Here is a 19,551-nt window from a genome sequence, read left to right as displayed (position 1 = left end):
CGCCTTCCCCCCCGTGGACGATTGCCGTCGTCACACCGGATCGTTCACGGGAGGTTGGTATGCCGATCGGCATCGCCGTGCTCGCCGACGACCTCACCAGCGCGGGCGACAGCGCCGCGCCGTTCCGGCGGGCGGGCCACCGGGCGCGGATCCTGCTGTCCGCCTCGGCCGGGACACCCGACGGGGTCACCGCGATCGACCTCGGCAGCCGCCTGCTGGACGAGGCGGACGCCGCCACGCGCGCCGGGGAGGCCGCGCGCCTGTTCGCCGGTTCCGAACTGCTCGTCAAGACCGTGGACTCCACCCTGCGCGGCCATGTCGCGGCGGAGGTCCACGCCGCGTGGAAGGGCTCGGGACGGCGGGCGGTCGTCGTCGCCCCGGCGTTCCCGGCGGAGGGCCGGGTGACGGTGAACGGCGTCCAGCACGTGGACGGGGTGCCGGTCCACCTGAGCGCCTACGCCCGCGATCCGGTGCATCCCGTCCGGTGCTCGGACCTGGCGCGGGTGTTCCCGGCGGCCGTGCTCGCGGAGCGGGCCGCCGACGTTCCCGCGCTGGTCGACGCCGGAGAGATGATCGTCTGCTCGGCTGCCGGCGACGCGGACCTCGATCGGCTCGTCGCCGCGGTTCCGCGTCCGGACGAGGTGCTGTGGGTGGGCTCGCCGGGGCTGGCCGCCGCGCTGGCCCGCGCGTACCCGCATCCGGACGGGGCGACGCCCGCCACTCCCCCGCCGGCGCGGCGGCTCCTGGTCGTCGCCGGGTCCGCCAACCCGGTCACCCGGCGGCAGGTGGCCGAACTCCGCGCGCTCGCCGGCGTCCCGGAGGTCGTCGTCGGCGACCCGGCCACGACGGCACGGCGACTGCGCGAGCTGTCCGCCCCCGTCCTCACCCTGCGGGCCCCCGCCGAGCGCCGCCCGCCCGACACCATCACCCGCGCGCTGGCGGCGGTCGTCTCCGACCTGGTCGAGGACGGCTTCGTCGACGCGCTCGTCCTCACCGGGGGCGCGACGGCGGTCGCGGTGCTCCGCGCCCTCGGCGTCACCGGCCTGCACCTGATCGACGAGCCCGAGCCCGGAGCGGCCCGGTGCCTCCCGCTCGAACGGCCCTACCCGTCCGTGCTGATGAAGGCGGGCGGCTTCGGTGACGACGCCATGCTCCACCGCCTGTCCCGAGTGAGGGAGTCCCTGTGAAACCGATCGCCATCACCATGGGCGACCCCTGCGGCATCGGCCCGGAGATCGTCGTCAGGGCGTGCGCCGACCCCCGGCTCACGTTGCCCGTCGTCGTCATCGGCGACGTCGGCGTCCTCCGCCGCGCCGACCGGGTCACCGGCGCGGGGCTGGAGTTCCGGCCGGTCGCGTCCGCCGGGCGGGCCGCGTACACGCCGGGCACGGTGGACGTCCTGCCCGAGAGCGACCTCCCGGCCGACCTGCCGTGGGGCGTGCTCGACGCCCGTGCGGGCGCGGCCTCGTTCCGCTACGTCCGGCGCGGCATCGAGCTCGCCCTCGCCGGGGAGGTCCGCGCCCTGGTCACCGCGCCCATCAACAAGGAGGCCCTGCGCCTGGGCGGCGTGCCCTACCCGGGGCACACCGAGATCCTGGCCGACCTGTCCGGCACCGGCGACTACGCCATGATGATGGCGAACGAGCAGCTGCGGGTCGTCCTGGTGACCGTCCACCTGTCGCTGCGCGACGCGATCGGCTCCCTCGACGTGGACCGCGAGCTCGCCATCATCCGGCTGGCCGACCGCACGCTGCGGCGCGGCGGCCTGGCGTCCCCGCGGCTGGCCGTCGCCGGTCTCAACCCGCACGCCGGGGAGAACGGCCTGTTCGGCGACGAGGACCTGCGGATCATCGCGCCGGCGGTCCGGGCGGCGCGGGCGGAGGGGATCGACGCCAGCGGCCCGTGGCCCGCCGACACGGTGTTCATGCGGGCCCGCGCCGGGGAGTTCGACGCGGTGGTCGCCCAGTACCACGACCAGGGCCTGATCCCCGTCAAGTACCTCGGGCTGGAGGACGGGGTCAACATCACGATCGGCCTGCCGTTCGTCCGCACCAGCGTCGACCACGGCACGGCCTTCGACATCGCCGGAACGGGCGCGGCCGACCACGCCGCCCTGCTCACCGCCCTGCGCCACGCCGCCGACCTGACCCGCCCCTGACCACCCGACCGGAGGACCCCCGTGGACTTCATCTTCATGCTCACCCGCGACGACCGCACGGTCACCGACTGCCTGGAGGTGGTCGACGCCGTCGCGGACCTGGGTGTCGCGCACATCGGCTTCAAGGACGTCGGCGTCGACCGCGACACGCTCGTCCGCCTGCACGCGCGGCTCCGGGACCTGGGCGTCACGACCTACCTGGAGGTCGTCAGCACCGACCGCGACCAGGCCCTGGCCTCGGTGCGGACGGCCGTGGAGCTGGGCGTGGACCGGCTGATGGGCGGCACCTGGATCGAGGAGACGCTCGGCCTGCTGCGCGGCACCCCCATCGGCTACCTGCCGTTCGCGGGCGAGCCCTCCGGCCATCCCACCCGTCTCGCCGGGAGCCCCGAACGCGTCGCCGCCGACTGCCGCGCGGCCGAGGCCGCCGGGTGCGCGGGGGTGGACCTGCTGGCCTACCGCGCCACCGACGCCGACCCCCTCGCCCTCGTCCGCGCCGCCCGCGCCGCCACGACCGGCCACCTGGTCGTCGCCGGTTCCATCACCGGCGACGACCAGATCCGCGCCCTCGCCGCGGCCGGGGCCGACGCGTTCACGATCGGCTCGGCCGCGTTCGACGGCTCCCTGCGGCCCCGCGCGGGAACGCTCCGCTCCCAGCTCGCCCCGGTGCTGGCGACCGCCGCCGAGGTCAGCTGAGCCGGGCGAAGAACGTCCGGACGTCCTCCACCAGGCCCTCCGGGTCGGCCATCGCGACCATGTGGCTCGCGCTGGCCCGGCCCGACCACTGGATGATCCGGTTGCCGCGTTCGGCGAGGCGGCGGAACAGCGGCGGGCCGCCGTGCGAGACGCCCGTGGGGACCTCGGCCTGGTCGACCGGCATGCCCGCCGCGCCCTCGTAGTAGGTCCACGAGGACGAGCCGCCGGTGCCGGTCAGCCAGTACAGCGTCGCGTTGGTGAGGAACTGGTCGAGGTCCAGGTACTCCTCCAGCGGCTTGTCGGTGCCGTGCCCCCGGTCGAACTCGCGGAAGCGCTCCACCAGGTAGGCCAGCTGGAAGACGGGCGAGTCGGCGAACGCGTGGGCGAGGGTCTGCGGGCTGCCCGCCAGGTACGGGCCGTAGCCGCTGGGGAAGTCCATCACCCCGGCCATCGCGGCCAGCTCGGCCTTCTCCTCCTCGGTGAGGCCCTCGGACTCGGCCGGGTCACCGGTGGGGAAGCCGAGGCCCGCGGTGATGTGCGCGCCGGTCACCCGGTCGGGGAAGAGGGCGGCCAGGCGCGGGGTGACCAGCGCGCCCGCGTCGTTGCCGTGCGCGCCGTACCGGTCGTAGCCCAGGCGTTCCATCAGCTCCGCCCAGGTGCGGGCGACGCGGTCGATGCTCCACGGGCGCTCGTCCGGCGGCTCGGGGAACGGCGAGAACGCGAACCCCGGCAGCGACGGCGCGACCACGTGGAACGCCGGGCCGTCGCCCCCGTGCGCGCGGGGGTCGGTGAGCGGGCCGATGACGCGCGTGAACTCGGCGATCGAGTTCGGCCAGCTGTGCGTGAGGACCAGCGGGACCGCGTCCGGCTCGGGGGAACGGACGTGCAGGAAGTGGATCGTCTGGCCGTCGATCTCGGTCGTGTACTGCGGGAGGCGGTTCAGCTCGGCCTCGTGCCGCCGCCAGTCGTAGCCGGTGCGCCAGTACTCGGCCATCCGGTGGAGGTGGTCGGTGGGGACGCCCCGGTCCCAGTCGCCGCCGGGCAGCCGCCGGGCCCATCGCGTCCGGGCCAGCCGGTCGCGCAGGTCGTCGAGGTCGGCCTGCGGGATGTCGATGCGGAACGGGGTGATCTCGGAACTCATGCTCTGACCGTACGGACCATGTAGGTCAGTTCCCGTCCTCGACTACCGGACACGGGGCACGCCCACCATGATCGTTAAAGGTCGTCCCGGCGGTGCGGCCGGACCAGCCCGGACTCGTAGGCGGCGATCACCAGCTGGGCGCGGTCGCGGGCGTGCAGCTTGGACAGCAGGTTGCCGATGTGCGTCTTGACCGTCGCGGGGCTCACCCGCAGCCGGTCGGCCAGCTCGGCGTTGGACAGCCCGCGCGCGACCAGCGTGAGGACCTCGCGTTCCCGGTCGGTCAGCCCCGCCAGGTCGGGCGCGGGCACGGCGGCCGGGACCTGGCGGGCGAACTCGGCGATCAGGCGGCGGGTGACCGACGGGGCCAGCAGCGCGTCCCCCGCCGCCACCACCCGGACCGCCTCCAGCAGGTCGGCGGGCCGGGTGTCCTTCAGCAGGAAGCCCGACGCCCCGGCGCGCAGCGCCGAGTACACGTAGGCGTCCAGGTCGAACGTCGTCAGGATCAGCACCCGCGTCGGGAGGGAGGCGCAGATCCGCCGGGTCGCCTCGATGCCGTCCATCTCCGGCATCCGCACGTCCATCAGCACGAGGTCGGGGCGGCGCTCGGCCGCCAGCGCGACGGCCTCCGCGCCCGTCCCGGCCTCGCCGACCACGGTCAGGCCGGGGGCGGTGTCCACCAGCAGGCCGAAACTGCCGCGCACCAACGCCTGGTCGTCGGCCACCAGCACACGCAGATCGCTCATGAACGCCTTTCGTAGGGGATGCGGGCCGCCACCGCGAAGCCGCCCTCGGGGCGCGGGCCCGCGGTGAACGTCCCGCCGTACATCGTCACCCGCTCGCGCATGCCGATCAGCCCGTGGCCCGGCGGGCCGGACGGCAGGACGCGGACGCCGGGCCCGTCGTCGGCGACGTCGATGCGCAGGACGCCGTCGCCGGCCTCCACCACGACCCGGCAGCGGGCCGGGGCCGCGTGCTTCACCACGTTCGTGATCGCCTCCTGGACGATGCGGTGCGCCGACACCGCGACGCCCTCGGGCAGGTCGGAGGCGTCGACGCGCAGGTCGACGCGGACCCCGGCGAGGGCGGCGCGGTCGGCCACCGCCGCCAGGCCGGACAGGCCGGGGGCCGGGGCCAGCTCGGGTTCGGCGGTGCGCAGCACGCCGAGCAGGTGGCGCATCTCGGTGAGGGCCGTACGGCTCGTCTCCTCGATCACCGCGAGGGCCTCGCGCACCTCCTCGGGGTGCTCGGCGGCCACGTGGTTGGCCACGCCCGCCTTCACCGCGATGACGCTCATGTTGTGGGCGACGACGTCGTGGAGCTCGCGGGCGATGCGCAGGCGCTCGTCGGCGGCGGCGCGTTCGGCCATCTCGCGGGCGGTGCGGCCGGCGTGGGCGCGGCGTTCGCGGACCGCGCGGCCGAACGTCCACGCCACCCCGAGCACCGCCAGCCCGAACAGCACCTCCCCGGTCCGGTCCCCGGTGTTCTCCTTGCCCATGACGCTGAGCACGCACATCGCCAGCACGCTGGTCCCGCCGATGACCGGCGTCGGCAGCCAGACGCGGCGCGGCTGCGCCAGCGCCACCGGGTAGAGCGCGAACGCCGCCCCCGCGCGGTAGTCGCCGACGTTCCCGAGCAGCGTCAGCGCCAGCACGCACAGGAACACCGGCACCGGCCGCACCCGGCGCAGCGGCAGCAGCGCCCCGGCGGCGAGCGCGGCGGTCATCGCGAGCGGGCCGCGGTGCAGGGACGCCAGCGGCGCGACGGACAGCACGTACACGCCGGCCGCCACCGCGTCCAGCGCGATCAGATGGTTCCGGTCGAGGCGTCCGGTGAGCAGGTCTCGCACGTCCCGACGGTATCCGCGGCGCGCGGCCGGGCGCCTCCGCCCCCGGTCTGACAGACCGCGCTCCGATGCGCGGGCCGGACGCGGCCGCCAGGGTGGGCCGCATGATCGAAGTACGGGAGCTGACCAAGCGGTACGGCGGCACGGCGGCGCTGGACGGACTGTCGTTCGAGGTGCGGCCGGGAACGGTGACCGGGTTCCTCGGGCCGAACGGGTCGGGCAAGTCCACCTGCATGCGGGTGCTGCTGGGGCTGGCCGCCGCCGACTCCGGCGCGGCCCTGGTCAACGGCCGCCGGTACCGGGAGCTGGAACGCCCCCTGCACGAGGTGGGGGCGCTGCTGGACGCCTCGGCCGGGCACGGCGACCGCACCGCCCGCGACCACCTGCGCTGCCTGGCGCGCACCCACGGGATCGGCGACCGGCGCGTCACCGGGCTGCTGGAACGCGTCGGGCTCGCCGGGGTCGCGCGGCGGCGGGTCGGCGGGTTCTCGCTGGGCATGCGCCAGCGGCTCGGGATCGCGGCGGCGCTGCTCGGCGATCCGGGGGTGCTGCTGCTCGACGAGCCGGTGAACGGCCTCGACCCCGACGGCATCCGGTGGATCCGGGAACTGATGCGGACGCTGGCCGCCGAGGGCCGGACCGTGCTGGTGTCCAGTCACCTGATGGGCGAGATGGCGCTGACCGCCGACCGGCTGGTCGTCGTCGGGCGGGGGCGGCTGATCGCCGACACGTCGGTGGCGGAGCTGGAGCGGCGCTTCCGGCGCGGCGTCCTGGTCCGCACGCCGCGCGGCGCCGAGCTGGCCGCCGCGCTCGCCGAGACCGGGGCCACGGTGAGCGCCGAGGACGGCGGGATCGCCGTCCACGGATCGACGGCGGAGGAGATCGGGGAGCTGGCGGCCGCGCGCGGGATCCCCCTCTACGAGGTCGCGACGCGCAGCGCGTCGCTGGAGGAGGCGTACATGGAACTGACGGCCGGCAGCGTCGCCCACCGCGCCGAGGAGGTCGCGCGATGATCCCCCTGCTGTCCGCGGAGTGGCTGAAGCTGCGCTCGGTGCGGTCGACGTGGCTGAACGCGGCCGCCGTCGTGGTGCTGCTGGCGCTGTGCGGGCTGTGGTCGTTCGCCGTCGCGGGGATCTGGGACGGCCGGCCGCCCGCCGAGCGGGCGGCGATGCGGGCCGCGCCGCCGGAGTACCCGATGTCGCTGGCGCTGCCGCTGTGCACGGGCGTGCTGGGCGTGCTGGCGATCACCGCCGAGCACGCCACCGGGATGATCCGCGTCAGCCTGGCGGCGGTGCCCCGGCGGGGACGGCTGCTGGCCGCCAAGGCGGGCGTGGTCGCGGCGGCGTCGCTGGCGGCGGGGCTGGTGGCGTTCACGGCGGCGGCGCTGCTGGGGCGGCTGATCGTGGGCGGGCGCGGGGTGGCGGAGTTCCACCGTCCGGTCGGCGAGGAGGCCCCGTGGATCGCGTCGCTGTGCCTGCTGGTGGTGGTGTCGGCGCTGGTCGGGCTCGGGCTGGGCGCGGTGCTGCGGTCCACGGCGGGCGGGGTGGCGGCGGTGACCGCGCTGCTGTTCGTGCTGCCGACGCTGGTCACCACGGTGGCGCCGGACCCGTGGAACGAGCGGATCGGCCGGCTGCTGCCGACGTCGCTGTTCGCGCAGCTCGCCGACCGGACCGGAACGATGCTGGACGACCCGCTGCCCCCGGCGGCCGCGGGCGCGCTGCTGGTCGGCTACGCCGCCGCCGCGCTGGCCGCCGGGGCGCTGGCCCTCGCCCGCCGGGACGTCTAGATCGTGTTTCAAAGCCCTGGCCCACGGCGCTCGCCCGGGGCTCGCGCCTCACCAGGTCTTGGCGAGCGCGCCATCGCTCCGCGATCTGACCTGCGGGCCCTCGCCTCCGGCTTCGGGCCCGCAGGTCAGGTAACGCGCTCGCGCGTGGCTGAGGCCCGCTTTGAAACAGGCCTAGGCCGTCTTCACCACGCCGCCGTCGATGAGGTGGTCGGAGCCGGTGACGCTGGCGGCCAGGTCCGACAGCAGGAACGTCACCAGCGCGGCCACCTCCTCCGGCTCGGCGATCCGCCCGGTGGTCATGCCCAGCGCGGCCGGGACCTGCTCCAGGAACGCCGCGTGCTCCACCCCGGCGGCCTCGGCGAGCTTGCCGCCGTAGTTGTCGGGGTCCTCCCAGATCGCGGTGCGGACCGGGCCGGGCGAGACGGTGGTGACGCGCACGCCCCGCGGCCCGAACTCCTCGGCCAGCGCCTTCCCGAACGCCGTGAGCCCCGCCTTGGCGACGTTGTAGGCGATGGGCCCGGCGCCGGGCAGGCGGGCCCCGATGGAGGAGACGTTGACGATCGCGCCCCCGCCCTCCAGCAGGGAGGGCAGGGCGGCGCGGGTGACGCGGACCGCGCTGAACAGGTTGACGTCGAAGGTGCCCCGCCAGTGCTCCTCGTCGACGGAGAGGAAGCCGCCGACCTCGACGCCGTCGCCGCCGCCGACGTTGTTGACGAGCAGGTCCAGGCCGCCCAGCGCGGCGACGGCCCGGCGCACCGCGTCGGCCGCGCCGTCCGGGGTGGCGAGGTCGGCGGCGAGGACGGTCGCGCCGGTGTCCTCGATCTCGGGGGTGACGGTGCGGGAGACGGCGGCGACGCGCACGCCCTCGGCGGTCAGGGCGCGGACGGTGGCCAGGCCGATGCCCCGGCTCGCGCCGGTGACGAGGGCGGTCTTGCCGGAGAGACGCAGGTCCATGGGGGTTCCGTTCTTTACCTAGAGGTACAAAAATGGGGCGCGCGAAGCCCCGCCGCGGCGGGCGGGCGGTATCACCCTGGGGGACGACCCCCAGGCCCCCGCGACCGATCCGAACCTCCTCCGTCGGACGTTCGGATCAGTTCGGGTCAGAGGGAGTCGAGGACGGCGTCCACCACGCGGTTCAGGCGCTCGGGCCCCTCCGCCGTCCGGGCCAGCAGCCGCATGCCGACGAGGGTGGTGAGCAGCAGGCTCCCCAGGGCGCGGGCGTCGCGCGCGGGGTCGATCTCGCCGTCGCGCTGCCCCTCCTCCACCAGCGTCCGGAACGCCTCCTCGGTGCGGTCGAACATGCGCCGCACCAGGTCGGTGGCGGCCCGGTCCACCCCGGCGCGCTCGGCGGCGGCGTTGATCGCCATGCAGCCCCGGCGGTCCGGGTCGGCCATGTCCATGTCCACCAGGAGCAGCAGCACGCCGCGCAGGCGTTCGCGGACCGGGACCGGCCGGTCGAGCAGGTCGACCAGCAGGGCGGCCTGACCGTCGCGGTACCGCTCCAGGGCCCGTTCGTACAGGCCGTGCTTGCTGCCGAACGCGTGGTAGAGCGACCCCTTGCCGATGCCGAGCGCGTCGACCAGGTCCTGCGGCGTGGTGGCGTTGTAGCCCTTGCGCCAGAAGACCTGCATCGCCCGCTCGACGGCGACGTCGGGATCGAACTGCTTCGGCCTGCCCATGCCCGGGACCCTAGCCGTTATTTGACCTGTAGGTCAAATAACGGCGGGCGGAATGACGGCGCACCGGAGGCGTTGTGATCGATATGGGTCTGCGCACGACACGGTTCTCGGTGCTCGATCGTTCCCGCACCCGGGCGGGTGAGGGGCATCCCGAGGCGCTGCGCGCGACGGTGGCGTTCGCGCGGGAGATCGAGGCGCTGGGGTACCACCGGTTCTGGGTGTCGGAGCACCACAGCGTCCCCGGCGTGGCCGGGTCCGCGCCGACGGTGCTGGCCGCCGCCGTCGCCGCCGCGACCTCGCGCCTCCGGGTCGGCACCGGCGGCGTCATGCTGCCCAACCACCGGCCGCTGGTCGTCGCCGAGCAGTTCGGCGTCCTGGAGTCGCTGTACCCGGGGCGGATCGACATGGGGCTGGGCCGGTCGGTCGGGTTCACCGGCGGCGTCCGCCGGGCGCTCGGGCACGACAGGGACGACGCCGAGGACTTCGCCGCGCAGGTCCGGGAGCTGCTCGGGTACTTCACCGGCGAGCAGCGGGCCCACCCCGGCGTCCACGCCTGGCCCGCCGAGGGGCTGCGGGTCCCGGCGTTCGTGCTGGCGACGGGCGCGGGCGCGGAACTCGCCGCCGAGCTGGGCCTTCCGCTGGTCATCGCCCCGGCGCGCGGCGTCGAGCGCATGGTCGAGGCGATCGGGCGCTACCGCGCGGCGTTCCGGGGCGACCGCCCCTACGTCGTCGTCTCCACCGGCGTCACGATCGCCGACACCACCGAACGCGCCCGCCGCCTGCTCCTGCCCGAGGCGTGGGCGAGCGCGCACACCAAGACGCACGGCGAGTTCCCGCCGCTGCTGCCGCCCGAGGAGATCGAGGCGCTGCCCCTCACCGACGTGGAGCGCCGCATGATGGAGCGTTCCCTGCACGGCCAGATCCACGGCACCGAGGACGAGGCCGCCGAGGCGCTGGAGGACCTGATCGAACGCGCCGGGGCCGACGAGATCCTCGTCCACACCAGCACCCACGACCGCGCGGCCCGGCTGGACTCCCACCGCCGCCTGGCCCGCCTGGTCGGCCTCGTCCCGCCGCTGCGCGCCGCCGGCTGAGCGGCGCGCGGCCGGTCAGCCCCGCGGCGGCGGGCCCTCGGACCAGCCGACGGACTCGTACGCCGTGTAGGAGACCAGCCGGCGGCCGCCCCCGTCCGTGTGGTCCATCCAGGTCAACAGCTGGCCGGTCGCCGGATCGACGATCAGGCGCCGGGTGACCCCGCCCCGCCCGCCGGGCACGTCCACGGCCAGCCCCGGACGGCCGAGGGGGTCGTGGACGTCCTCCGCGTAGCGCAGTCCGGGCAGCGAGGCGATCAGGCGGTACGCCGCGCCGCGCGTGCGGGGCGGCGCGGGCGTGCGCAGCAGGGCCGACACCTCCAGCAGGACCGTCTCCGCCTCGGAGGAGCCGTCCCCGCGCGGGCGGCGCCCCGCGTTCCCCTGGAGGATGGTGGTCCGGAGCGCCTGGGGGGTGGTCGGGAGCAGTTGCAGTTCCGCCAGGGTCATGGGCTTGCCCGCGCACATGAACGTGCCCTGCCCCCGCCGCCGGACGACGGGTTCCCGCCGGTCGGGCCGCGCCCGGAGGCGCGTGCCGTCGCCGGCCGGCCACTCGGTCGGGGATCCGGCCCGCTGCCACGCGGCCCGGTCGTCGGACGTGACCGGGCCCGCGCCGAAGTCCCGGCTGGAGGACACCGTGCCGTCCTCGGGGCTCCGCACCGGCGTCCACGACTCGCCGACGCCGCGCCGCTCGATGACGTACCGCTCGCCGTCCGCGCCGCGCACCCGGTACTGCCGCCCCGTCCGGAAGCGCTGGTGCCAGAACGCGCCGGACCGCACCGGTTCCCGTTCGGCGCGCTCGGCCACCGCGATCAGGAGCCGCCGGGGCGAGGGCGGCTGCGCGGGCCGGGTCCCCCGCATCTCGTTGAGGACCGGCGCCACCGCCACCGCGGCCGCCGCGCCGGCCACGGCCATCGCGCCGAGGGCGAGGGAGGAGCGTCGGCCCCGGCGGGCGCGCGGCCGGACGTCGGCGGCCGAACGCGACCGCCGCGCCTCGGTCGTCTCATCCATGGTCGGGCTCCTTGCCGAATGCGCCGCGCGGCTTCCTGAGTGCCCCGTCCCTTCACGAACGAACGGTCCCGCCCGGTTCCCGGGCCGTGGCGTCCTCCTTGCGGCCCGCCCGGTCCGGACGGTGGGCGGCGCCGCGTCGCGTGGCCGGAGGGCGGGCCGGGTCCCGGTATCGGCGCTTCGGCCCGACGCGTACCGCTGGGACCAGTATGGGCGGGAAGGCCGCCGAGATCCGCCCGATCACCACACTCGGTCGGACCCCGGTGACGCACCGGCCCGCGCCGGCCCGCGCCGAAGGGGAGGGGCCGCGGGGTAAAGGGCGGTCGATGCGCGCGTCCCGGGTGGTCATCGGACGGCGTGGCGAGGGGCGCGGGCGGGCGGCGCGACCAGCATGGGTGCGATGTTGGTGCGGACCCTCCTCTCCCTGCTGCTGACGACGCCGACCGCACCCGTCCCGCTCGTCCGGACGCCGGTGCCGGGGGTGACGTTCCGGACCTTCACGATCGCGACGCCGCGCGGACCGGCGTCGGGGGCGATGCTGGAGGTCACGGCCGCGCGGGTCGGGCCGCTGCGCCCGGCCGCGGTCGCCGAGCGCCGGACCGTCTCGGCCATGGTGACCGCCACGGGCGCGCTCGCGGGCGTCAACGGCGACTTCTTCGACACCGGCGCCGGGCGCCGCGAGCCGCCCCCGACCGGCTCGGCGGTCGGCCCCGAGATCGACGCCGGACGCCCGCGCAAGGCCGCCGTCCCGGTGGGCCAGCGGTTCGGCCCGCCGCTGCCCCCCGGCGGGGACGGCACGACCGCGATCGGCGTCGACACCCGGGGGCGCGGGCGGGTGGCCCCGGTGCGGCTGGCCGGCGCGGTGACCACCGGGCGGCGCCGCATCCCGGTCGCCGGGCTCAACCAGTACGCCCTGCCGGTCGGCGGCGTCGGCGTCTACACCCCCGCGTGGGGGTCGGCGTCCCGCGCCCGCGCCGTCTGCGGCACCGACGCCCGCCGCGACGCGCCCTGCTCCCGCGACGTCGCCGAGGTCCACGTCCGGGGCGGCGTCGTGTCCGGCCGGGGCGGGTCCGGCGGCGTTCCGCGGGACGGGGTCGTGCTGGTCGGGCGCGAACGCGGGGCCGCCGCCCTGCGCGGCCTGCGCCCGGGGCGGCGGGTGAGCGTCCGGTACCGGGCGGCCGGGCCCGTGCGGTTCCGGTTCGCGGTCGGCGGGCTGCCGATCCTCCGCGCGGGCGGTCCCGTTCCGGGGCTCGGCCGCAAGGCCCACCACCCCCGCACGGCCGCCGGGGTGAGCCGGAACGGGCGGCGGATGTTCCTGGTGGTCGTCAACGGCCGGTCCCGGCACGACGCGGGGCTCTCGCTCGCCGGGCTGGCCGTGCTGCTGCGGTACTTCGGGGCCGCCGACGCCGTGAGCCTGGACGGCGGCGGCTCCTCGGTCCTGGTCACGCGCTTTCCCGACGAGGCCGGGGCGACCGTCCGCACCCTCCCCTCCGACGGGCGGGAACGGGCGGTCGCCAACGGCCTCGGCGTCTTCTAGCGCACCGTGCGGAAGAACTCCCGGAGGTCGCCCACCAGCAGGTCGGGGGCGTCGTGCGCGGACCAGTGGCTCCCGCGGTCGAACTCGCTCCAGTGGACGATGTTCGCGTGGTCGCGCTCGGCGAAGCGCCGCAGCGGCCGGAAGTCGTAGGCGAACGACGCCAGCCCGATCGGGAACGACGTCGGCCCGGTCGCCTTCGGCTCGCGGTGGTTCTCGTAGTAGAAGCGCGCCGACGACGCGGACGTGTTCGTCAGCCAGTAGATCGTGGCGTTGGTGAGGATGATCTCCGGGTCCAGTCCGCCCAGGAGCTGCCCGATCCAGGCGAGCTGGCCGGAGGGCGAGTCGGCCAGCGCGTGCGCGAGGGTCTGCGGCTGCGCCTGCTGGGCGCGGTCGTGGATGGCGTGCTCGACGAACCCCTGGAGGAAGCCCAGGTACTCCATCTCCTCCGGCTTCATCCCCTCGAACTCGGCCGGGTCGCCGCTCGGGAACGAGAAGATCTGGTTGACGTGCACGCCGATCACCTCGGCGGGGTGGCGGCGGCCCTGCTCGGGCGCGACGATCGCGCCCGCGTCGTTGCCGTGCACGCCGTACCGCTCGTAGCCGAGCCGCCGCATCAGCTCCGACCAGGCGTCGGCGGTGCGGGCCGCGCCCCAGCCCCGGGTGCGGGTGGGGCCGGAGAACCCGAAGCCGGGCAGCGACGGGATGACGACGTGGAACGCGTCGGCCGGGTCCTCGGGCTCGGTGAGCGGGCCGACCAGGTCCAGGTACTCGACGAACGTGTTCGGCCAGCCGTGGGTGAGGATCAGCGGCGTGGCGTTCTCGTGCGGGGAGCGGACGTGCACGAAGTGGATCGTCTGGCCGTCGATCTCCGTGGTGAACTGCGGGTGGGCGTTGAGACGCTCCTCGACGGCCCGCCAGTCGAACTCGCGCCAGCGCGCCACCAGGTCGCGCACGAACGAGCCGGGCACCCCGTACTCCCAGCCGGGCTGGACCGGCCCCTTCTGGACGCCGTCGGTGACCTCGGACTCGGGCAGCTCGTCGGCGAAGCGGGTGCGCTCCAGACGGCTCTTCAGGTCGTCGAGGTCCGCCTGGGGGATCTCGATGCGGAACGGCTGGATCTCAGACATGTGCGGCCCTTCGTCGTTCGTTGTGCCTCTATTCTAACAGAACGAAGCATTCCGTTCCAGTATTGAAAGGCGGAGAACGGAACGCGGGGGCGCCGAACGAGGGGGGGGCGGAGTCCGTGGCGCGGCCACAGGTCGCGGGTCCGGCTTTGTCTACCAGTGAGTAGTTTGTCGCCGCTCCCGGCGGTTACGTTCGGGGGATGCGGCGACTCGGGCTTGTGATGCTGGCGGCGGTCCTGGTGCTGGCCGGGTGCAGTGACACCGGGCGGCAGGGCCGGGAGGGCGGCGGGAAGACCGGCGGGAAGCGGCCCGCGACCGTCGCCGGGATCCCGACCTCGACCGGCACGCACAAGCAGAAACTGGACGTGGACACGCCGGGGCACCGCGAGTACCTGATCCACGTCCCGCCGAAGCTGACGAAGGGCGGATGGCGGGGCGGCAGGCCCGCCGAGCGGCTGCCGGTGGTGATCGCGCTGCACGGCGGGCTGTCGAACATGGACGGGATGCGCAAGCTGACCGGGTTCGACGCGCTCGCCGACGACAAGGGGTTCCTGGCCGTCTACCCGGACGGGTTCATGACCACCTGGAACGCTGGGGACTGCTGCGGCCCGGCCAAGGCCGGCAAGATCAAGGACGTCGACTTCCTGAGCAGGCTCATCGACAGGCTGACCGACGCCGGGCTGGCCGACCCCCGGCGCGTGTACGTGACCGGGTTCTCCAACGGCGCGGGCATGGCCTACCGGGTGGCGTGCGAGGCCGCCGGCAGGGTCGCCGCGATCGGGGTGGTGGAGGGCGCGCTGGTCACGCCGTGCTCGCCGGAGCGGCCCGTGTCCGCGATGATCTTCCATGGGACCGCCGACCGGAACGTGCCCTTCCACGGCGGCGGCGAGCGCGACTTCAACGACAAGCGGCCGTTCCCGCCGGTGTCGCGGGCCGTGGACTTCTGGCGGAAGAAGGCGGGGTTGCCCGAGCCGCGCCGGAACGTGCGGGCCCTGGGCGCGGACGGCGCGGAGTGCTCGGCCACCGGCAAGGGCGCCGCGGGGGCCGAGGTGGTCTTCTGCAGGATCGAGGGTGGCACGCACCGCTGGCCGGACGGGGCGAGCGAGGCGCTGTGGTCGTTCTTCGCGGCCCACCCCGCCCCCCGCCAGTAACATGAATAGCTTTCATATTGCGGGCGCTTTGTGGCAGTGTGGCCCGCATGAACCTCCGGGAGCGATACGACGCCGCCACCGCCGCCCTTGAGGCCCCGTTCGCGGTCGTCGACCTGGCGGCCTTCCGCGCCAACGCCGCCGACCTCGTCCGCCGCGCCGGTGGCAAGCCCATCCGGGTCGCCAGCAAGTCCGTGCGGTGCCGCGCCCTCCTGGAGGAGGTCCTCGCGACAGACGGGTTCGCCGGGATCATGGCGTTCACGCTGCCCGAGGCGCTGTGGCTGGCCGAGCGGCGCACCGGCGACGACATCCTGGTCGCCTACCCCACCACCGACCGCACCGCGATCGCGGAACTGGCCGCCGACGAGCACGCCGCGGCCACGGTCACCCTCATGGTCGACTGCGCCGACCACCTCGACCTGATCGAGCAGGCCGCCGCCGGCGGCCACCCGGTCCGCGTGTGCGTCGACATCGACGCCTCCTACCGGCTGCTCGGCGGCAAGGTCAGCCTCGGCCCGCGCCGCTCCCCCCTGCACACCCCCGAGCAGGTGCGGGCGTTCGCCCAGCGGGTGCTGAAGCGGCCCTCCCTCCGGCTGGTCGGGCTGATGGCCTACGAGGGCCAGATCGCGGGCGTCGGCGACCAGCCGCCCGGCAAGCCGCTCATGGGCCGGGCGATCAGGGCGATGCAGCAGCGTTCCCGCCTGGAGCTGGCCCGCCGCCGCGCCGCCATCGTCGCGGCCGTGCGCGAGCTGACCGACCTGGAGTTCGTCAACGGCGGCGGCACCGGATCGGTCGAGACGACCGTCGCCGAACGCGCCGTCACCGAGGTCGCCGCCGGATCCGGCCTCTACCAGCCGCACCTGTTCGACCACTACTCCAACTTCACCGGCCGCCCCGCCGCCCTGTTCGCCCTGCCGGTCGTGCGCCGCCCCGGCCCCGGCGTCGTCACCTGCCTCGGCGGCGGCTACCTGGCCTCCGGCCCCGCCGACGAGATCCGCCTCCCCCGGCCCTACCTGCCGACCGGCCTGTCCTACAGCGGCACCGAGGGCGCGGGCGAGGTCCAGACCCCGCTGCTGGGCCGCGCCGCCGACACGCTGCGGATCGGCGACCGCGTCTGGTTCCGCCACACCAAGGCGGGCGAGCTGTGCGAGCGCTTCGCCGCCCTCCACCTGATCGACGGCGACCGGGTCGTCCGCACCGTCCCCACCTACCGCGGTGAGGGCCGGACTTTCCTGTAACGCTCCAGCGGCCGCACCGGATACGTTGGCTCGTATGAGCGACGCTCCCGTGATCAGTGTTCGGGGCGAGGCCCTGCTGGAGGTCGAGCCGGAGATCGCCCGGCTGTCGGTGCAGGTGCAGTCCCAGGAACGCGACCGGCGCACCGCGCTGGACCGGCTCGTCGAGCGCAACCAGCAGGCCCTCGACCTGGTCAAGTCCTACGGCGAGGCCGTGGAGAAGCTGGAGACCGGCGGCCTGTCGATCACGCCGCTGGTCAAGTACCGGCGGCGCGAGGGCGACATCCGCGCCTACCAGGGCACCGTGTGGATCAGGATCGTGGTGCGGGACTTCACCGTGCTCGGCGAGCTGGTCACCCGCCTCGGCGACCTGGAACGCACCGCCGTGCACGGCCCCTCGTGGGAGCTGCGCCGCGACAGCCCCGTGCACGCCGAGGCCGCCCGGCAGGCCGCGCAGGAGGCCGTCGCCCGGGCCCGCAGCTACGCCGACGCCCTCGGCTGCCGCATCACCGGGCTGGTCCACCTCGCCGACGAGAACCTCGGCCGGGGACCCGAGCCGTTCGACGCCGCGCCCGTCGCCTATGCCGCGTCGGCGGGCGTCATGATGGCCGCCGAGGAGGAACCGCCGTCGCTGGACCTGGAGCCGGAGACCCAGACCGTGCGGGCCGCCGTCGAGGCCCGGTTCACCGCCACCGCCCCGGACCTCGGCCGGCCATGACGGTGCCCGACCCCTGCGCCGAACGCGGCCCCGTCTCCCACGACCACGGCCACGACCTGGACGTCTTCCTGACCGGCCAGGTCTTCATGGACATGATCTTCACCGGGCTGCCGGGGCTGCCGCCGCCCGGCACCGAGCTGGTCACCGACGGCCTCGGCTCCGCGCCCGGCGGCGTCGCCAACATCGCCGTGGCCATGAGCCGCCTCGGGCTGCGCACCGGGCTGTCGGCGACGTTCGGCGACGACCTGTTCGGGGCCTACCTGTGGCGGACGCTCGCCGAGCAGGAGGCCGTCGACCTCACCTGGTCCCGGCGGGTGCCCGGCTGGTCGTCGCCGGTCACCGTGTCGCTCGCCTACGCCGCCGACCGCAGCATGGTCACCTACACGCGCCCGCCGCACGGGGAGCACCCCGTGCTCGCCCCGCCACGCGCCGCCACCTGCTTCGTCGACATCGACCGCCCCGTCCCCGCCTGGGCCCTGACGCTGCGGGACAAGGGCGCGCTGGTCTTCGCCGACCTCGGCTGGGACCCCACCGAGACCTGGTCCAGCGAGGTGCTGGACCGCCTGGCGCACGTGGACGTCTTCCTGCCCAACGCCGTCGAGGCCATGGCCTACACGCGCACCGCCTCCCCGGACGAGGCCCTGGACGCGCTGGCCGAACGCGTCCCCGTGGTCGTCGTCAAGCAGGGCGCGCGCGGGGCCATCGCCGTGGACTCCACCACCGGGGAACGCGCCTCGGCCGCCGCCCTGCCCGTCGAGGCGCTCGACCCGACCGGGGCCGGGGACGTGTTCGCCGCCGGGTTCGTGTTCGGCACCCTGGCCCGCTGGCCCCTCCACCAGCGGCTCCGCTTCGCCAACCTCGTCGCCGGACTGTCGGTGCGGCACTACAGCGGGTCGCTCGGCGCGCCCTGCTGGTCGGAGATCGCCGCGTTCGGCGAGTCGACCGAGGTCCCGCCCGAGGTGCTGGCCGAGTACGCGTTCGTCGTGCCGTTCATCCCCGAGACCGAACTGGCGCGCGGCACCGAGTCGGTCGCCCGCGCCGAGCCCACCCTGCGCTGAGGAGCTCCCTTGAAGATCGCGATCATCGGAGCGGGCAGCGGGTACATGCCCGGCGTCATCCGGGGTGTCCTGCACCGCGCCGCCGACCTCGCCGGAACCGAACTGGCCTGCCACGACATCGACGCCGCGCACCTGGAGGTCATGACCCGGCTGGCCACGCGCATGTTCGCCGCGCGCGGAGCCGACGTCTCGGTGAGCGTCCACCACGACCTCAAGTCGGCGGTGAGCGGCGCGGACTTCGTGTTCACCACCTTCCGGCCCGGCGGCCTGGCGGCCCGGCACCTCGACGAGTCGATCCCGCTCGGGCACGGCGTCGCCGGGCAGGAGACCGCGGGCCCCGGCGGGTTCCTGATGGCGCTGCGGTCGGTCCCCGTCCTGCTGGAGGTCGCCGAACACGCCGGGGACGCCTGGATCGTCAACTACACCAACCCCACCAACATCGTCACCGACGCCGTCACCCGCCACACCGGCGCCCGCGTCATCGGACTGTGCGACCAGAACATCGGCGACACCGAGATGTGGGCCGAGCTGCTGGACCTGCCGTTCGACCGCCTGGAGGCCGACTGGACCGGCCTCAACCACGCCACCTGGTGCGAACGCCTCCGCCTCGACGGCCGCGAACTCGACCTCCCCCGCCTCCTGGGCGACCTGGAGATCCCCGGCGGCGGCGCCACCCCCTGGCGCGACCCCGCCCGCATGGCCGAGCTCGCCAAGGCCCTCGGCTTCCTGCCCAACTCCTACGCCAAGTACTACTTCTTCCACGACGAGGTCGTCGCCGAGCTCCGCGCCAAGGGCACCACCCGCGCCCAGGACATCCAGGCCATGCTGCCCGCCTACTACGAGCAGGTCACCGCCGAGTCGTTCCGGGACGACCCCGACCCCAGCCGGGAACGCGGCGGCGGCGAGCACGGCGAGTTCGCCGTCGACGTCATCTGCGCCGTCGCCCGCGACGAGGGCCGCCGCATGATCGTCAACACCCGCAACAACGGCGCGATCGCCTCCCTGGACCCCGACGCGATCGTCGAGGTCCCCGCGATCGTCGGCCGCTCCGGCCCCGTCCCGCTCACCATGGGCGAGCTCCCCCGCCCCGTACGCGGTCTCACCCGCGCCATCCACGAGTACGAGCGCCTCGCCGCCGACGCCGCGGTCACCGGCTCCCGCCGCACCGCCCTCCAGGCGCTGATGGCGCACCCGTTCGTCCGCTCCAAGCACACCGCCGAGAAGATCCTGGACGAGGGCCTGGCCGCCCACCGCGCCCACCTGCCCCAGTTCGGCTGATCCGACGATCCGGCGAAGGAGGATTCTCGGATCAGGCGCCGGGGATCCGGGGGT

Annotated in this window: 19 protein-coding genes; 12 read left to right on the top strand and 7 right to left on the bottom strand. The window is 75.2% G+C overall.

Features of this window, described 5'->3' with window-relative positions; translation table 11 throughout:
* Nucleotides 1–59 precede the first annotated feature (59 nt).
* The 3 genes from AKI01S_RS15880 to AKI01S_RS15870 are packed head-to-tail and all read left to right on the top strand — an operon-like array spanning nt 60 to nt 2,854.
* Nucleotides 60–1,187 carry a four-carbon acid sugar kinase family protein gene (locus AKI01S_RS15880; protein ID WP_067817342.1) on the top strand — a complete coding sequence of 376 codons (1,128 nt, stop codon included), beginning with the start codon at nt 60–62 and terminating at the stop codon, nt 1,185–1,187.
* Nucleotides 1,184–2,158, top strand: coding sequence for a 4-hydroxythreonine-4-phosphate dehydrogenase PdxA (pdxA, locus tag AKI01S_RS15875; RefSeq protein WP_218009696.1), 975 nt, complete (start codon nt 1,184–1,186; stop codon nt 2,156–2,158). The genes AKI01S_RS15880 and pdxA overlap by 4 nt, the downstream gene beginning before the upstream one ends.
* A 21-nt stretch (nt 2,159–2,179) precedes the next feature.
* Complete coding sequence (locus AKI01S_RS15870) at nt 2,180–2,854, top strand: hypothetical protein (RefSeq protein WP_083999649.1); 675 nt, start codon at nt 2,180–2,182, stop codon at nt 2,852–2,854.
* Here the strand turns inward: AKI01S_RS15870 and AKI01S_RS15865 are convergent.
* The 3 genes from AKI01S_RS15865 to AKI01S_RS15855 all read right to left on the bottom strand — a co-directional run bounded on the left by AKI01S_RS15865 (nt 2,847) and on the right by AKI01S_RS15855 (nt 5,841).
* Nucleotides 2,847–3,995 carry an epoxide hydrolase family protein gene (locus AKI01S_RS15865; RefSeq protein WP_067817340.1) on the bottom strand — a complete coding sequence of 383 codons (1,149 nt, stop codon included), beginning with the start codon at nt 3,993–3,995 and terminating at the stop codon, nt 2,847–2,849. The two genes, AKI01S_RS15870 and AKI01S_RS15865, sit on opposite strands and share 8 nt — an antisense overlap.
* 74 nt (nt 3,996–4,069) lie before the next feature.
* Nucleotides 4,070–4,738 (bottom strand): response regulator, encoded by a 669-nt coding sequence (locus AKI01S_RS15860; protein WP_067817337.1) that lies wholly within the window; start codon nt 4,736–4,738, stop codon nt 4,070–4,072.
* Entirely contained in the window at nt 4,735–5,841 is a 1,107-nt protein-coding gene (locus tag AKI01S_RS15855; protein WP_218009695.1) for a sensor histidine kinase, read from the bottom strand. The genes AKI01S_RS15860 and AKI01S_RS15855 overlap by 4 nt, the downstream gene beginning before the upstream one ends.
* 101 nt (nt 5,842–5,942) lie before the next feature.
* On the opposite strand from AKI01S_RS15855, the gene AKI01S_RS15850 reads away from it, so the two are divergent.
* A complete protein-coding gene (locus AKI01S_RS15850; protein ID WP_067817429.1) occupies nt 5,943–6,851 on the top strand; it encodes an ATP-binding cassette domain-containing protein in 909 nt (302 codons plus the stop codon).
* Nucleotides 6,848–7,624, top strand: a complete 777-nt coding sequence (locus tag AKI01S_RS15845) for an ABC transporter permease (RefSeq protein ID WP_067817334.1) — start codon at nt 6,848–6,850, stop codon at nt 7,622–7,624. Before AKI01S_RS15850 ends, AKI01S_RS15845 begins: the two co-directional genes overlap by 4 nt.
* A gap of 171 nt (nt 7,625–7,795) precedes the next feature.
* Here the strand turns inward: AKI01S_RS15845 and AKI01S_RS15840 are convergent, their stop codons facing one another.
* On the bottom strand, nt 7,796–8,578 hold the full coding sequence (locus tag AKI01S_RS15840; protein ID WP_067817330.1) for an oxidoreductase: 783 nt from the start codon (nt 8,576–8,578) through the stop codon (nt 7,796–7,798).
* A gap of 146 nt (nt 8,579–8,724) precedes the next feature.
* A complete protein-coding gene (locus AKI01S_RS15835) occupies nt 8,725–9,303 on the bottom strand; it encodes a TetR/AcrR family transcriptional regulator (RefSeq protein WP_067817327.1) in 579 nt (192 codons plus the stop codon).
* Between the two features lie 83 nt (nt 9,304–9,386).
* Here AKI01S_RS15835 and AKI01S_RS15830 point away from each other — a divergent pair, with 83 nt between their 5' ends.
* Nucleotides 9,387–10,397, top strand: a complete 1,011-nt coding sequence (locus tag AKI01S_RS15830) for an LLM class flavin-dependent oxidoreductase (RefSeq protein ID WP_067817324.1) — start codon at nt 9,387–9,389, stop codon at nt 10,395–10,397.
* A 15-nt stretch (nt 10,398–10,412) separates the two neighbouring features.
* Here the strand turns inward: AKI01S_RS15830 and AKI01S_RS15825 are convergent, their stop codons facing one another.
* Entirely contained in the window at nt 10,413–11,402 is a 990-nt protein-coding gene (locus tag AKI01S_RS15825; protein ID WP_067817321.1) for a CU044_5270 family protein, read from the bottom strand.
* Nucleotides 11,403–11,799: 397 nt separating this feature from the next.
* Between AKI01S_RS15825 and AKI01S_RS15820 the strand changes: the two genes are divergently transcribed.
* Nucleotides 11,800–12,936, top strand: coding sequence for a phosphodiester glycosidase family protein (locus AKI01S_RS15820; RefSeq protein WP_218009694.1), 1,137 nt, complete (start codon nt 11,800–11,802; stop codon nt 12,934–12,936).
* Here the strand turns inward: AKI01S_RS15820 and AKI01S_RS15815 are convergent.
* Nucleotides 12,933–14,063, bottom strand: a complete 1,131-nt coding sequence (locus AKI01S_RS15815; protein WP_067817315.1) for an epoxide hydrolase family protein — start codon at nt 14,061–14,063, stop codon at nt 12,933–12,935. The two genes, AKI01S_RS15820 and AKI01S_RS15815, sit on opposite strands and share 4 nt — an antisense overlap.
* A gap of 197 nt (nt 14,064–14,260) precedes the next feature.
* Between AKI01S_RS15815 and AKI01S_RS15810 the strand changes: the two genes are divergently transcribed.
* The 5 genes from AKI01S_RS15810 to AKI01S_RS15790 are packed head-to-tail and all read left to right on the top strand — an operon-like array spanning nt 14,261 to nt 19,497.
* Nucleotides 14,261–15,211: a CE1 family esterase gene (locus tag AKI01S_RS15810; protein ID WP_067817313.1), complete on the top strand. Its 951-nt coding sequence runs from the start codon at nt 14,261–14,263 to the stop codon at nt 15,209–15,211.
* A gap of 47 nt (nt 15,212–15,258) precedes the next feature.
* Nucleotides 15,259–16,446 (top strand): amino acid deaminase/aldolase, encoded by a 1,188-nt coding sequence (locus tag AKI01S_RS15805; RefSeq protein ID WP_067817426.1) that lies wholly within the window; start codon nt 15,259–15,261, stop codon nt 16,444–16,446.
* Nucleotides 16,447–16,480: 34 nt separating this feature from the next.
* The gene (locus tag AKI01S_RS15800; RefSeq protein WP_067817310.1) at nt 16,481–17,161 is read left to right on the top strand and encodes an SIMPL domain-containing protein; all 681 of its coding nucleotides are present in this window, start codon (nt 16,481–16,483) and stop codon (nt 17,159–17,161) included.
* The gene (locus AKI01S_RS15795) at nt 17,158–18,219 is read left to right on the top strand and encodes a carbohydrate kinase family protein (protein ID WP_067817307.1); all 1,062 of its coding nucleotides are present in this window, start codon (nt 17,158–17,160) and stop codon (nt 18,217–18,219) included. Before AKI01S_RS15800 ends, AKI01S_RS15795 begins: the two co-directional genes overlap by 4 nt.
* 9 nt (nt 18,220–18,228) lie before the next feature.
* Nucleotides 18,229–19,497: a family 4 glycosyl hydrolase gene (locus AKI01S_RS15790; RefSeq protein ID WP_067817304.1), complete on the top strand. Its 1,269-nt coding sequence runs from the start codon at nt 18,229–18,231 to the stop codon at nt 19,495–19,497.
* The last annotated feature ends 54 nt before the right edge of the window (nt 19,498–19,551 follow it).

It is taken from the genome of Actinomadura kijaniata NBRC 14229, from assembly GCF_001552175.1.
Taxonomy (GTDB): Bacteria; Actinomycetota; Actinomycetes; order Streptosporangiales; family Streptosporangiaceae; genus Spirillospora; species Spirillospora kijaniata.
Note: the sequence above shows the minus strand (reverse complement) of the source record. Positions and strands in the feature narration are given on the sequence as shown.

Bases quoted from the DNA above. Each gene is read 5' to 3' on its own strand.
- AKI01S_RS15805 (WP_067817426.1), top strand. From the start codon at position 15,259: ATGAACCTCCGGGAGCGATACGACGCCGCCACCGCCGCCCTTGAGGCC.
- AKI01S_RS15800 (WP_067817310.1), top strand. From the start codon at position 16,481: ATGAGCGACGCTCCCGTGATCAGTGTTCGGGGCGAGGCCCTGCTGGAG.
- AKI01S_RS15835 (WP_067817327.1), bottom strand. From the start codon at position 9,303: ATGGGCAGGCCGAAGCAGTTCGATCCCGACGTCGCCGTCGAGCGGGCG.
- AKI01S_RS15820 (WP_218009694.1), top strand. From the start codon at position 11,800: ATGTTGGTGCGGACCCTCCTCTCCCTGCTGCTGACGACGCCGACCGCA.
- AKI01S_RS15845 (WP_067817334.1), top strand. From the start codon at position 6,848: ATGATCCCCCTGCTGTCCGCGGAGTGGCTGAAGCTGCGCTCGGTGCGG.
- AKI01S_RS15850 (WP_067817429.1), top strand. From the start codon at position 5,943: ATGATCGAAGTACGGGAGCTGACCAAGCGGTACGGCGGCACGGCGGCG.
- AKI01S_RS15825 (WP_067817321.1), bottom strand. From the start codon at position 11,402: ATGGATGAGACGACCGAGGCGCGGCGGTCGCGTTCGGCCGCCGACGTC.
- AKI01S_RS15810 (WP_067817313.1), top strand. From the start codon at position 14,261: ATGCGGCGACTCGGGCTTGTGATGCTGGCGGCGGTCCTGGTGCTGGCC.
- AKI01S_RS15865 (WP_067817340.1), bottom strand. From the start codon at position 3,995: ATGAGTTCCGAGATCACCCCGTTCCGCATCGACATCCCGCAGGCCGAC.
- AKI01S_RS15830 (WP_067817324.1), top strand. From the start codon at position 9,387: ATGGGTCTGCGCACGACACGGTTCTCGGTGCTCGATCGTTCCCGCACC.
- AKI01S_RS15840 (WP_067817330.1), bottom strand. From the start codon at position 8,578: ATGGACCTGCGTCTCTCCGGCAAGACCGCCCTCGTCACCGGCGCGAGC.
- AKI01S_RS15860 (WP_067817337.1), bottom strand. From the start codon at position 4,738: ATGAGCGATCTGCGTGTGCTGGTGGCCGACGACCAGGCGTTGGTGCGC.
- AKI01S_RS15795 (WP_067817307.1), top strand. From the start codon at position 17,158: ATGACGGTGCCCGACCCCTGCGCCGAACGCGGCCCCGTCTCCCACGAC.
- AKI01S_RS15880 (WP_067817342.1), top strand. From the start codon at position 60: ATGCCGATCGGCATCGCCGTGCTCGCCGACGACCTCACCAGCGCGGGC.
- AKI01S_RS15815 (WP_067817315.1), bottom strand. From the start codon at position 14,063: ATGTCTGAGATCCAGCCGTTCCGCATCGAGATCCCCCAGGCGGACCTC.